General features: G+C 37.4%; 14 protein-coding genes and 1 pseudogene. 9 read left to right on the forward strand and 6 right to left on the reverse strand.

Annotation, left to right across the window (positions count from 1 at the left end):
- Nucleotides 1–124: 124 nt before the first annotated feature.
- Complete coding sequence (locus tag H6G06_RS04170) at nucleotides 125–361, reverse strand: CDGSH iron-sulfur domain-containing protein (RefSeq protein ID WP_190557393.1); 237 nt, start codon at nucleotides 359–361, stop codon at nucleotides 125–127.
- A gap of 159 nt (nucleotides 362–520) precedes the next feature.
- Between H6G06_RS04170 and H6G06_RS04175 the strand changes: the two genes are divergently transcribed.
- A complete protein-coding gene (locus H6G06_RS04175) occupies nucleotides 521–868 on the forward strand; it encodes a winged helix-turn-helix transcriptional regulator (protein WP_190557395.1) in 348 nt (115 codons plus the stop codon).
- Nucleotides 869–1,053: 185 nt separating this feature from the next.
- Here H6G06_RS04175 and H6G06_RS04180 read toward each other — a convergent pair whose 3' ends face one another.
- The 4 genes from H6G06_RS04180 to H6G06_RS04195 all read right to left on the reverse strand — a co-directional run bounded on the left by H6G06_RS04180 (nucleotide 1,054) and on the right by H6G06_RS04195 (nucleotide 3,441).
- Nucleotides 1,054–1,452 carry a salt stress protein, Slr1339 family gene (locus H6G06_RS04180; RefSeq protein ID WP_190557397.1) on the reverse strand — a complete coding sequence of 133 codons (399 nt, stop codon included), beginning with the start codon at nucleotides 1,450–1,452 and terminating at the stop codon, nucleotides 1,054–1,056.
- A gap of 27 nt (nucleotides 1,453–1,479) precedes the next feature.
- Nucleotides 1,480–2,085, reverse strand: a complete 606-nt coding sequence (locus tag H6G06_RS04185; RefSeq protein WP_190557399.1) for a vWA domain-containing protein — start codon at nucleotides 2,083–2,085, stop codon at nucleotides 1,480–1,482.
- 47 nt (nucleotides 2,086–2,132) lie between these two features.
- Nucleotides 2,133–2,738 (reverse strand): vWA domain-containing protein, encoded by a 606-nt coding sequence (locus H6G06_RS04190; RefSeq protein ID WP_190557400.1) that lies wholly within the window; start codon nucleotides 2,736–2,738, stop codon nucleotides 2,133–2,135.
- Between the two features lie 97 nt (nucleotides 2,739–2,835).
- Nucleotides 2,836–3,441 carry a vWA domain-containing protein gene (locus H6G06_RS04195; protein ID WP_190557401.1) on the reverse strand — a complete coding sequence of 202 codons (606 nt, stop codon included), beginning with the start codon at nucleotides 3,439–3,441 and terminating at the stop codon, nucleotides 2,836–2,838.
- 305 nt (nucleotides 3,442–3,746) lie between these two features.
- Here H6G06_RS04195 and trxA point away from each other — a divergent pair, with 305 nt between their 5' ends.
- Together trxA and H6G06_RS27215 are read left to right on the forward strand one after the other, a co-directional pair.
- Nucleotides 3,747–4,073, forward strand: a complete 327-nt coding sequence (gene trxA / locus H6G06_RS04200) for a thioredoxin (protein WP_190557402.1) — start codon at nucleotides 3,747–3,749, stop codon at nucleotides 4,071–4,073.
- A gap of 288 nt (nucleotides 4,074–4,361) precedes the next feature.
- A pseudogene (locus tag H6G06_RS27215) lies at nucleotides 4,362–4,457 on the forward strand (thiol:disulfide oxidoreductase); the annotation flags it as partial.
- A gap of 111 nt (nucleotides 4,458–4,568) precedes the next feature.
- Here the strand turns inward: H6G06_RS27215 and H6G06_RS04205 are convergent.
- The gene (locus H6G06_RS04205; RefSeq protein ID WP_190557403.1) at nucleotides 4,569–7,370 is read right to left on the reverse strand and encodes an ATP-binding protein; all 2,802 of its coding nucleotides are present in this window, start codon (nucleotides 7,368–7,370) and stop codon (nucleotides 4,569–4,571) included.
- A 55-nt stretch (nucleotides 7,371–7,425) separates the two neighbouring features.
- Here H6G06_RS04205 and tmk point away from each other — a divergent pair, with 55 nt between their 5' ends.
- The 6 genes from tmk to H6G06_RS04235 all read left to right on the forward strand — a co-directional run bounded on the left by tmk (nucleotide 7,426) and on the right by H6G06_RS04235 (nucleotide 12,551).
- Nucleotides 7,426–8,067, forward strand: coding sequence for a dTMP kinase (gene tmk, locus H6G06_RS04210; protein ID WP_190557404.1), 642 nt, complete (start codon nucleotides 7,426–7,428; stop codon nucleotides 8,065–8,067).
- 111 nt (nucleotides 8,068–8,178) lie between these two features.
- The gene (gene holB / locus H6G06_RS04215) at nucleotides 8,179–9,132 is read left to right on the forward strand and encodes a DNA polymerase III subunit delta' (protein ID WP_190557405.1); all 954 of its coding nucleotides are present in this window, start codon (nucleotides 8,179–8,181) and stop codon (nucleotides 9,130–9,132) included.
- Between the two features lie 62 nt (nucleotides 9,133–9,194).
- Nucleotides 9,195–9,596 (forward strand): MAPEG family protein, encoded by a 402-nt coding sequence (locus H6G06_RS04220; RefSeq protein ID WP_190557406.1) that lies wholly within the window; start codon nucleotides 9,195–9,197, stop codon nucleotides 9,594–9,596.
- A gap of 845 nt (nucleotides 9,597–10,441) precedes the next feature.
- The gene (locus H6G06_RS04225) at nucleotides 10,442–10,942 is read left to right on the forward strand and encodes a DUF2231 domain-containing protein (RefSeq protein WP_190557407.1); all 501 of its coding nucleotides are present in this window, start codon (nucleotides 10,442–10,444) and stop codon (nucleotides 10,940–10,942) included.
- Nucleotides 10,939–11,553 carry a DUF2231 domain-containing protein gene (locus H6G06_RS04230; protein ID WP_190557408.1) on the forward strand — a complete coding sequence of 205 codons (615 nt, stop codon included), beginning with the start codon at nucleotides 10,939–10,941 and terminating at the stop codon, nucleotides 11,551–11,553. Before H6G06_RS04225 ends, H6G06_RS04230 begins: the two co-directional genes overlap by 4 nt.
- Nucleotides 11,554–11,624: 71 nt before the next feature.
- Nucleotides 11,625–12,551: a cytochrome c oxidase subunit II gene (locus H6G06_RS04235; protein WP_190557409.1), complete on the forward strand. Its 927-nt coding sequence runs from the start codon at nucleotides 11,625–11,627 to the stop codon at nucleotides 12,549–12,551.
- Nucleotides 12,552–12,778 lie beyond the last annotated feature (227 nt).

Here is a 12,778-nt window from a genome sequence, read left to right on the forward strand (position 1 = left end):
GCTTTTCACTATTTACTTGCACCTACTTCCTGTCTGCACAAGTATTTTTGATGCGTCAGTGTTATCCAGGAAGAAAAATATTTTCCTTTTTCTTCCTGATGTCTTTTGTGATGCTGATTACAGGTTAAAGTTTAATATGAACGCCATCACAAAAAGGAGGATTATTGCTAAACTTACATTGGCACAATGCAACTGTTTTCTTTTCAGTTAATTCAAATGCCTGGGGTGTAAATTCACTACCTTTATGACCACCATCACAGAAAGGTTGATTGTTAGATTCTCCACAGGTACACCAGTAATAAGTACCTGCTTCGAGTTCTAAAACCGCAGGTTTTTTATCAGCAATTACAGGTTGGCTCATAGTGTTGTCCTCTGAAATTAGTGTGCAGTTTTAAGTCTAAGTGTTTATTTATTTAACCCAATAGACTAAACTGATTTGTTTTCCCTATTGACTTTAACTTATGTACAATTACTATGAATAGTAGGCACTTAAAAGTACTATACTTACCAAAAAGTAACTATGAAAGCAGAAGCAGAAAACTACAGCACAAGTAGGCTTACTTGTGAGGTGGAAAGCACCATCAAGATTATCGGTGGACGTTGGAAGGTATTAATTATTAGAGAATTAATTTCAGGAGCCAAAAGATTTGGTGAGTTACAACGTGCCTTACACGGTATTACCCAAAAGATGCTCACTCAGCAACTTAGAGAACTCGAAGAAGATGGCATTGTACACAGAGAAATCTATGCACAAATCCCTCCCAAGGTAGAATATTCCCTCACACCTTTGGGAGAAAGTCTCAAGCCAATTCTCTATGCAATGCACGAATGGGCGATTCAGCATTTATCTCACGTTAATCATCATTAAAATTCATAATTGGTAAAAAACCATGGAAAATAAATAAGATCCCGGACTACTCTAAGAAGTCGGGGATCAGGGTATTATAGCTGTAGCCAGGATAATTAGGACATGATTAGTCCTTGAAACCAAAGCATAACAAGGGTTTTACTCTTGCATGAGAGCAAGATTGCCTCTTGCCTTCTGCTATACTACTAATTGTTTTGTAAATACTCAATGGCAGCATCTAATTTTGATGGGTATGCTTCAGCAAACCTTTCAAACCAAAGTCCTTCAGGTGAGAAGGGATCTAATTTAGATAACCATGCTTGAGCTTGTTTTTTCAAAGTTTCTATTTGTTGGGCTTTGAGTTGTGCTTGACGAATTTTTTCTTGTTCTAATTCTTGCTGTTTTTTCAATTCTTCAGCAGCTTCTCTTTCCAAAAAATCCGCTTTAACTTCTGCTAACAAGTTATTTATTAAAGCATCTGACTTACAAGGAGAAGCAATAAAAGATTCAGCTGTAGCCACTGTTGGCTGTTGTTGCTGGGGTTGGTGTTTTGTTTCTGTGTACTCAGCCTGAATTTCAGCTAATAGGTTATCAATGGTATCCATGATAGTCAGTCCTAATTATGCGTATCGCTAGTCATTAATCGCATTTAGTAGCACTTCCGATAAACTCATATCTTCCATATCATCCATTGTAACTGTGTCACAGATATCAAATTTTGCTCCAGCAGTTTGCAGTTCATCATCTAAGACTTTCAGAAAGCGCGTAGCTTGGGGATCAGCACCAACTTGAACAAAGGAAATAGCTAATTCTTCATCCCTATCAAGCTGACGGGACGCTTCTATAATTACCTTCATGACTGCTTTACGATCATCTGGTTCACCATCAGTCACAACTAAAATTATTTCTCCATTTGGCTTAATTTGATTACTCGATTTGCGTTGAAAATAATCATCAGTTGCGTGTTTTAATACACCTGCTAAATCAGTTGTACCTGATGGATCATTTTCCCGAAAAATTTGCGCTACTTTGCTAGATGTGACATTTTCATAACGTTTAAATCTCCCAGAAAATAAATAAACAGTTATCCCATCTGGGTCAAATTGTTCACATTTACTAGCTAAAGCAAAGGTAGATTCTTGTGCTGTCACCCATCTAGTTCTTCCACCTTTTTGATCTGGGGTAGCCATGCTACCGCTTTTGTCAATAATTAAAGTGTAATCACGATTTTCTAACATCGCTGAGTTCTCCATTTGTGACTTTCTATCTATGAATTAGTAACACATTAGTCATTTATCGCATTCATCAACACATCTGTAAGACTCATTTCTTCTAAATCTTCTAAGGTAATGGTATCGCAAATATCAAATTTAGCACCTATACTTTGCAATTCATTATCCACAGCTTTAAGAAATTTTGTGGCTTGAGAATCTGAACCAACTTGAATAATGGAAATTCCCAATTCTTTTTCATGTTCCATTTTGTGAGTAGCATTGATTATGATCTCATATACAGCTTGTCGATCATCCGGTATACCATCAGTAATAACTAAAAATATTTCCCCATTAGGCTTGGTTTTACCAACAGCTTTGCGGGCAAAGTAGTTATTAATTGCGTCTTGAAGTACACCTACCAAATTTGTAGTATCCGCAGGCAAATTTTCTGCAAAAATCTGGGCTACTTTCGCGGATGTAACATGATCAAAACGTTGAAATTTTCGGGAAAACAGATAAACAGTTATACCATCGTGGTCAAACTCTTCACATTTACGAGCTAACGCAAAAGTACATTCCTGCAAGGCTGACCATTTACTTTTGTCACCTTTTGCAGATAGTTTAGCCATACTGGCGCTGTTGTCGATGATGAGTGTGTAATCCCGATTTTCTAACATTTATAATTCTCCAGTGATGATTTATTCAATTTGATTTAATTTGGTATTTTCGATGTTCAATCAGAATTCAGGAATCAGAAGCTAGGAGTTTCACGGATTAGTCAGTGATGGCATTCATCAATACATCTGAAAGGCTCATTTCTTCTAAATCATCTAAAGTTATGGTGTCGCAAATATCAAATTTAGCACCGACACCTTGCAACTGCTCATCTAAAGCTTTGAGAAATTTTGCGGCTTGAGCATCTGAACCTACTTGAATGATAGAAATTCCTAACTCTTCATCTCGATCCATTTGCCGAGTGGCGTTAATGATGACTTCAAATACGGCTTTGCGATCATCAGGTTCACCATCAGTCACAACTAAAATTGTTTCTCCGTTGGGCTTAGTTTGACCTGAAGCTTTACGCTGAAAATAATTATCAAGTGCATTGTTGAGTACACCTGCTAAGTTTGTTGTACCAGCAGGGTCATTTTCTTGGAATATCTGGGCGACTTTGGCGGAGGTTACATTTTCGTAACGTTTAAATCGCCCAGAAAATACATAAACTGTGATGCCATCTGGGTCAAACTGTTCTGCTTTTCTAGCCAAAGCTAAGGTTGATTCTTGGGCTATATCCCATCTACTTCTACCACCTGCTTGGTCAGGAGTGGACATACTGCCGCTTTTATCGATAATTAGTGTATAGTCGCGATCGCTCATCATAAATCCCTCTCATGATTTTTCTGTTTTATTTTAACTCTTAGGTAATAAGACTTTATCTAGATACGCAAGTATTGTAATAATGATTTAAACTATTCCAATCTAGAAACAACCGGTTTCTGGGGTAAAATCGCTAAATAACTAAATATTTAAGCTGTTGATTATTGCTCACTCTAGCTCACAAGCATTAATCTGAATCTGCGCTCAGATGACAGTATGGAGATTAGTTAGCTTGAGCATAAAAAAATTTCTGGCTTTCAGGGTGATTCCATCATATCGAATTACTGAATCCAATCAGGAGGACAACTATGACTATTACCAATGTCACAGAAGCCACATTCAAACAAGAAGTTTTGGAGAGTGAAACTCCCGTCTTAGTAGATTTTTGGGCCCCTTGGTGTGGCCCTTGTCGAATGCTGTCTCCCGTTGTCGATGAAGTTGCTGCTGAATATGAAGGACAGGTGAAAGTTGTCAAACTGAACACAGATCAGAATCCCACAGTTGCCAGTCATTATGGTATTCGCAGCATTCCCACGTTGATGGTATTTAAGGGGGGTCGGCAAGTTGATACAGTGGTAGGTGCAGTCCCAAAAACTACTTTAACTAAAACTCTAGCACAGTATATTCCTGTATAGTTATGCCGATACAAAAATGTGAGCAATTGTTAGCATTTTTGTATCCGCAACAGAAAGAAGTCTAGATAAATTAGGCTTGTGAGCAAGAATAAAAATAGGGAAATGTAGAGGCGTTCCATGAAACGTCCTTAAGAAGATGTTTGAAAACTGTTTCGTAATGTAAAATATAGGATATAAGTAAGTTTGTAGGAAAAAACCAAGGTATGTAACAAAATGTAAAATCGCTAAAAGTCTTTCCCCTCTTGCCTTTTGCCTTGCCACAACGACAATTTTCAAAGCCTACCTACTTATCAAGAAGCAGAGGCATTTAAAAATCAAGCCCTAGACATTGAAAAATCAGGGGATTTATTATTTAACCAGTCAGAGAATACGGTGCAACGTTAACCCAATTTGAAAAATGATGGTGACATATAGGATAAATTGCCGAAAATCTTATCCACTTTTTTTTCACCATCTAAAATCTAAAATCATAAATCTAAAATAGGATTATATTAATTATTGAGGGGGCAAATTTTGCTGTTTTAATGGTATAGCAATCACAAATTCTGTCCCCATTTCAGGATAAGAAACACATTTTAAATTGCCCCCATGTTTTTCTGTAATAATTTGATAACTAATCGATAAGCCTAAACCTGTACCTTTACCTACAGGTTTGGTGGTAAAAAAGGGTTCAAATAAATGTTTTTGTATATGTTCAGGAATACCAGAAGCATTATCTTTGATGGAAATAATTACTTGTTCATTGATGGTAATTTGAGTATGAATTTGAATTTGTGGTTCCTCAATTTCTTTGCCCTTAGCAATTGATTCTTCTAACGCATCAATGCCATTAGCCAGAATATTCATAAATACCTGATTGAGTTGTCCAGCATAACATTCTACGAGTGGTAATTTACCGTATTCTTTAATTACCTCAATTGCTGGACGATCAGATGTAGCCTTGAAGCGATTTTGTAAAATCATCAGTGTATTATCAATACCCTCATGGATGTTGACAGCTTTCATTTCTGCCTCATCTAGCCGAGAAAAGTTTCGCAAAGATAAGACTATTTCTTTAATGCGTCTGGAACCAACTTCCATCGAATTTAATAACTTAGGCAAGTCTGTGAGGACAAAATTCAAGTCAATGGTTTCTATTTCATTCTGAATTTCTGTAACTGGTTGAGGATAGTGCTGCTGGTAAAGTTGTATGAGTCGGATTAAATCTTGAATATATTGATTAGCTGGATGAATATTGCCATAAATAAAGCTAACTGGATTGTTGATTTCATGAGCTATACCTGCTACTAATTGTCCCAAACTTGACATTTTTTCAATTTGCACTAATTGAGCAGCCAATTCCTCGGCTTCTTGCCGTAATTGTGCTTCTGACTGCCGCAATATTTCTTCAGCTTTTTTGCGTTGGGTGATGTCATGAAGAATAACCACATATTCCTGAAAATTTTGCTGGGTGCGGTCAGAAATAGAAACTTCTAAAGTGATGGCGTTAGAGTTTTGGATGAGGGTATGTTCACTGCGCTTGTCCCATGTTTCCGGATATGCGTTTAATTTAGTCAGAAATTTATTTAGGTGTTTTCCTAATAATGTCAATGGGTTAACAGCAAAGACAGATTCAGTTGCGGGGTTAGCTTGTTGAATAATGCCTTTTTCATCTAAGACTAAAATGCCTTCTTGAGCAACCATAAATAGATGTTCTGATGCTTCTCTGGCTTCTTCTAGGGCGACTACTTGGGGTAAACTAGTCCAACAAGCGATCGCTACTCCTACAAATGAGATTGTGATTAATAAGATCACCAGCAAATTTTTAGAAGTTGTAATGAAACTTACATTCAACAACCAAACAAATAAACAACCTACTAAAAAAGCACCACACAGTAGAAATATCAATATTCCCACTTGTACTGCTAGGGAATCTTTGAAAAAATTTCGTCGTTGTGATTGATACAATTTTATCCACCAATGAGGACGGAAAACAGGAATGGGAAGATAGCGCACTAAGGCATCAATCATTAATACAACTAAGGGAGCTAATAATCCTGCTAAAAAATCTGGCCAACCCCAAGCATAGGCAGTCACTGATAAAATTACAGTCTCGATAATAAAAAAACCTAAAGATAGTTTGGGAAATAATATATCTGGTTGCTTGCGTTTTTGCCACAATCCTAAGTGCATGAACATGAAGGCTACAAACCAGGCTACATTTCCGACTATGACAATGCGAGATATATCTCCCCAAATGAAATATATCATGCAGATACATAAGCTTAAAAACAGCGATGACCCAAATACACCACGAGATGAAACTAAAGAAAATACTGGTGCTAAGTGTTTATCTACTGCTAACTGGTAGATGATACGGGGACAGTTGGCAACTGTGGTAGCTGAACCTAATAAACAGCAACTCGCTAATAAAAAAGTGATGCTTGCTGGGGCAAAGTCTCCCCAAAATGATACAGATGCTACTGCAAAAGTCAGATAGGTGTTATCTTCTAGACCTTCAATTGTGGATAAACGAATCATTACCCAAGAACCACCGATAAAAATGGGAATCATCAACCAAGCAGCTATGTCAAGAAACTTCAAAGTTTTTTGGGGATGACGACTATCAGCGACAAATGATGAAACAGTTTCACAACTGTAGGCTGTATAGCTAATAAAAAAGAACCATTTAGCCCAATCTATAAAACTTAATGATGTCCAATGCTGAGGAAAAAAGCTAGGACTTGAGGGGGCAAAAGCTAAAAAACCTAGCCCTTGGAAACAAAATAATAACAGTAAAAATAAAGCTGGCAGTGAAAATAATAGATGCAAAATACCCAAGGCGCGACTGCCACTAAAGGCTACAATAAAGGGCAGTAAGGTGAAGCCCAGTTTGAGAATTGCTTCTGGACAGGCAATATCTAATACATCTAGGTTTGCTTTAATGATATCTGTGAGGATGACGGAATTAAGTGGTACAACTGAAAGCCACGAAATCAGATATCCAATTGCAGCATAGCGAGCAATAATGGGGTACTGTGGCCACAAACGAGTGATGTAGTTAGGAGTTCCTCCCGATACATTTAATAAATTTCTCCCTAGATGTTTAACTTGATAGTTGACTAGCATTCCGACGATGACAGCGGGTATCCAAACAAAAATAGCTGCTGTTCCCAGGTCTGCATGAACCGTTGCTGCTAATGTTGGCCAACTGAGATGGTTTGTGACACCAAAAGTCCAGGTTTCCAAGGTAGTCATACTTCTTGGTAGACTTTGGAACGCAAACTGATGGGAGACTGGACTATGGGTACGTGACATAGATATTTATTCTGTCTTAGGGTAAAAAAAATCGTTAATAGGAAAATTTCAAAATATGAGTGGTAAATTAATTGTATTTGAAGGTGTGGAAGGTTGTGGTAAAACTACTCAGATGCAACTGTGTACTCAGTGGTTAAAAAATATAAATGTATCAGTGGTACTGACGCGGGAACCGGGGGGAACGGAGTTAGGGAAGCATTTGCGACAGCTGTTGTTGGAAAAATCTGAGGATAAGCCTGTTGGGGAGGTTACAGAATTATTATTATATGCTGCTGATAGAGCGCAACACATCGAACAGGAAATTAAGCCGAATTTAGCGGCGGGTAAATATATTTTGTGCGATCGCTATACTGACTCTACCATTGCTTATCAAGGTTATGGTCGGGGTTTGAGTATGAGTCTAATTAATCAACTTAATTATATTGCTACGGGTGGCTTAGAAAGTAATTTAACTATTTGGTTAGATGTTGATGTAGAAGTGGGACTAGCGCGGAAACGCGGAAGTGAAGCTGCATTAGATAGAATTGAACAGGAAACAATTGACTTTCATCGTCGTGTGCAACAAGGATATACAGAATTAGGGGCAACTTATCCATCACGAATTTTTCGGATAGATGGGAATTTGAGTAAAGAAGTTGTACAAAAAAGGATTCAGGAAATTTTGATTAATAATTTGCTTTTAATAAATCAAGGTTAATTTGTTTGGAATTATTTTCCTGGAATCATTGACCGCAGATGACCGCAGATAAACACAGATTAAGAGGGATGAATTTATAAATTTCACAAGTATTCTGACTCCTGACAAATTATGTTTGAGCCATTAATAGGACAAAAACAAGCTGTAGAATTATTAACTCAAGCTGTTAAACAAAACCGAGTTTCACCAGCTTATCTTTTTGTTGGTGCTGATGGTGTGGGACGAAGTTTAGCAGCACGATGTTTTATTGAATTGCTATTTTCTACTTCTGTTCAACCTCATCAAATACAAACTTTAAAAAATCGCATCCGTCAAGGAAATCATCCGGCTTTATTTTGGGTAGAACCAACTTATCAATATCAAGGACAAAGACTCACAGCAGCAGAAGCAGCAGAAAAAGGAGTTAAACGCAAAGCACCTCCTGTTATTCGCTTAGAACAAATTCGAGCAATTACCCAATTTCTATCCCGCCCACCATTGGAAGCACCGAGAAATGTGGTAGTTTTAGAACAAGCCGAAACAATGGCAGAATCAGCCGCGAACGCTTTACTTAAAACTTTAGAAGAACCGGGAAAAGCAACATTAATTTTAATTGCACCTTCCCCAGAGTCGATTTTACCAACCTTAGTTTCCCGCTGTCAAAAAATACCTTTTTATAGATTAGATACAGCTTCCGTTACTCAGGTATTGACACAAACAGGAAATGCAGATGTTTTGCTACATCCAGAAGTTTTAAGTTTAGCTGCTGGTAGTCCAGGAAGTGCGATCGCAGCTTACCAACAATTACAAACAATTAATAGTGAGTTACTCCAGCAGGTAACAAAAACACCTACATCTTATCGCAATGCTTTAGAATTAGCTAAGAAAGTTGATAAAGAATTAGATACCGAAGCGCAATTATGGTTAATTGATTATCTGCAACAATCGTACTGGCAGCAAATACATAAAAGGAGTATTATTGAACAGTTAGAAAAAACGCGTAAAAATTTATTATCTTATGCTCAACCCCGGCTAGTTTGGGAATGTACATTCCTGTCCTTATTGCAAATATCACAGTTACGTTGATTTTGAGCAAAACTTATCATTATGGACTATAATTATGTAGTAATTTCAATTTTTAATTGTTTATGTTTCCTTGGACTAGCCTTGTTACAGTTCTAGCACTAATTGTTTACTTTGTAGTGACAATTAACGTTGGTAGAGCTAGAGCTAAATATAAAATTATGCCTCCTGAAACAACTGGAAACCCAGATTTTGAAAGAGTGCTGCGCGTTCAACAAAATACCTTAGAACAACTAATTTTATTTTTACCTGCTTTATGGTTGTTCTCTTTTTATGTCAGCCCAATTTGGGCTTCTGCTTTAGGTACAACGTGGATAATAGGACGTATCGCTTATGCTTGGGGATATTATCAAGCAGCAGAAAAGCGGGGTATAGGTTTTGGTATTAGTTCTTTGAGCAGTATCGCACTAATTTTAGGTTCACTAATTGGGATTATTTTATATTTAATCAAACTGCCAGATATCTAGCTAGTAGTATTGAGAAAATTTCAAATGTCTGAATCAGGATTTACAGGATTTGAGGATTTATGGCTTTAGCTTGCGTGACGACGTAGGAGTCATACGCCACGCTGCGCGAACATGATAAAGAAGATGAAGAAAATATATCATTAATCCTGCTAATCCTTTAATCTTATAAATCCTGATGCTGATATTTACTGTATGTTCTCATCCAACAGACAAACGCTATATAAGCAACTTATAAACAAGCGGTGCGTTTCCCTAACTCACCCTACAGAGAATAATTTACAATAATATTAATTAAACAAAATTGACAAAATAGAGAGTTTTTAGCTGTACCAGTAATAATTTAAAGTTCTGTTATTTGCATTACAAAGTAATAATTATTAAATGTACACTAGTAGACATCAAAATCTTTTCTTTTTATTTCATAATATTTAAAGAAAGCAAGGGTAGTGAGACTATCATATTCCCCTTCTGGCTCTCTACTCATTCTAAAAGTTTCACTTTTAGTTTTTTGACAATTTATAAAAGTTTACGTAACCTAAAAAATAGGTCTAGTAAATCAAAGCCACAACAGCGCCCCAACAGCAATTTAATTTAGCTACATCAAAAATTGCTGTTGCAGACTGTTTTCATGAGTATAGGAATTGATTTCAAATCATTCGCTACAAATTCCCGCCAACTCACCTATTAATCAATATAAAACTGACACCAGATTAACAGAATATTATCACACAGATATTATAAAACATCTGGTTAGGGGTGATTAGTAGTAGTGATATTGATTGAGCGGATATTGAGCAATTATTCAAGTTTGTCTGAGGAGCAGTACATAAGTCTAGGAGAATTTAATGCTAGAGTCGTTAATGTCGTTGAATGATCATAATTTACCATATCCAGATCCACTGCATCCAATCGTCGTTCACTTCGTAATTGCGATGATATTGTTTGCATTTTTCTGTGATTTTATTGGGTTTTTAACTGGAAAATATCGCTTCTTTGAAGTAGGTTGGTGGAACTTATTTGTAGCCACAATTTCCATTTTTATTGCCATTATTTTCGGTCAATTTGAAGCTGGTTTAGCCAAACCTTACAACTTGGTCAAATCAGTATTAAATTACCACACCTTAATCGGTTGGTCACTGTCAGGAATTCTTGCTGCCATCACAGCTTGGCGTTATGTACTTCGCGTTCGTAACCCGCAAAAATTGCCAATTCACTATTTAGCGGTTGGGTTACTTTTAACCATACTTGTTGGTTTTCAAGTATATCTTGGTGATGAATTAGTGTGGGTTTATGGAATACACACAGTACCAGTTGTGGAAGCGGTAAAGGATGGAATCTTACCATGAACTCAGAATTAATTGATCAAGTTAGCGCCCATATGGGAGCAAACGGACTACCTTACACAATTCCTATTCATCCTAACTTAGTTCACCTAACTTTGGGATTATTCATCATTGGTATTATCTTTGATATCGCTGGTGTACTTTTCCCCTTAGAAAATTGGATGTTTAAATATTTGGGTTTAGCTGTTGAACGCGCCCAATTATTTGAAGTTGGTTGGTACAACATGGTAGCTTCTGCTGTAATCACATTTTTTACAGTTGCAGCTGGGTTTTATGAAATGTTGTTAGCAACTCCACCAGGAAACTTAAAAAGTTCTTGGGGTTTGCAAGCAATGGAAACCATGATGTGGCATGGTGTGGGTGGAGTTTTCCTATTAGCTTTAATGATTGCTATGACCTTTTGGAGAGGATGGCAACGTTATATTTCCTGTAAAGACTCAGATATACAAGTGCGCTGGAGTTATATATTTGCCGGAATCTCCATCATGTTTCTGATGTATTTACATGGCACATTAGGAGCGCAATTAGCAGCTGAATTTGGTGTACATAACACTGCTGATAAATTGCTGAGAATGGGAAAAGACATCAATCAAGTATTGGGTACTGGGAATTAGGGATTGGGACGAATACCCAATGACCAATGACTCATGACTAATGACTAATGACCAATGACTAATGACCAATTATGAACATCCGGCTGATTTTAAATCTTTTGACTTTGATGACGGGGGGGCTTGTCATCACAATTACGAGTATTTTCATCGGTAAACAAGCTTATTTTTGGCTTCCCCCCCAAGCTGCGGCTGAATCGCATTTGATTGATGATTTGTTTAGCTTTTTGGTGACTGTAGGTGCTTTCATATTTTTGGCTGTCACCAGCACTGTTTTGTATTCCGTTACCTTCCACCGCGCCAAAAATTATGATATGAGTGATGGTCCACATATTGAAGGTAACATCACCCTAGAAGTTGTTTGGACTGCTATTCCTATCATGTTGGTATTGTGGATAGCAGCTTACAGTTATCAAGTGTATGAACAGATGGGAATTCAAGGACCATCACATTTACTACACTTACATAACCCCATTTCCATCCAAACTGCTGATGCCCAAGAGAAAGAAACGCCAGCCGAAACTGTCAGCGAACCTTTAGAAAAAATTGACGTACTTGCTAAACAGTGGGCGTGGGTATTCCATTATCCTGAAAAGGGAATTACAAGTACAGAATTGCATTTACCGAGCGATCGCAGAGTCCGTTTAGCACTACAATCAGAAGATGTGCTACATGGGTTTTATATTCCCGCTTTTCGCCTCAAACAAGATATCGTTCCCGGTAAAACCATCGACTTTGAATTTACACCAATTCGCCCCGGTAAATATAGCCTCACCGACTCCCAATATAGTGGTACATACTTTGCAACCATGCAAGCAAACGTGATTGTCGAAACTCCAGAAGAGTATCACGAATGGTTAGAAAAAGCTGTCAGTCACATCCCCACACCAGCCAAAAATCAAGCAGCCAGTGAATACGCCCAAACCAGCAACCAAAGCATAAAAACTGGTTGGGAAACTGTCAAACCTGCTGCACCTCCAGTAGTTAATTTTTCGGGTTAGAACTTAGGCACAAGTAAGGGAAAAATGAACCACGAAGGCACGAAGAACACGAAGAAAAGAGGTTTTCAGAGAGATTTTTCGTTGGTTTTGATGGTTAATTAATTCTTACTTTGCGACTTTGCGCAAAACTTTCATTTTGTCTGATAGCGTAGCGTAGCCATATCAGGATTTATAGGATTTAAGGATTTGTAGGATTATTCCTAAGCCTAAAATCTCCAATCTCCAAT

The organism is Anabaena sphaerica FACHB-251, from assembly GCF_014696825.1.
Taxonomy (GTDB): domain Bacteria; phylum Cyanobacteriota; class Cyanobacteriia; order Cyanobacteriales; family Nostocaceae; genus RDYJ01.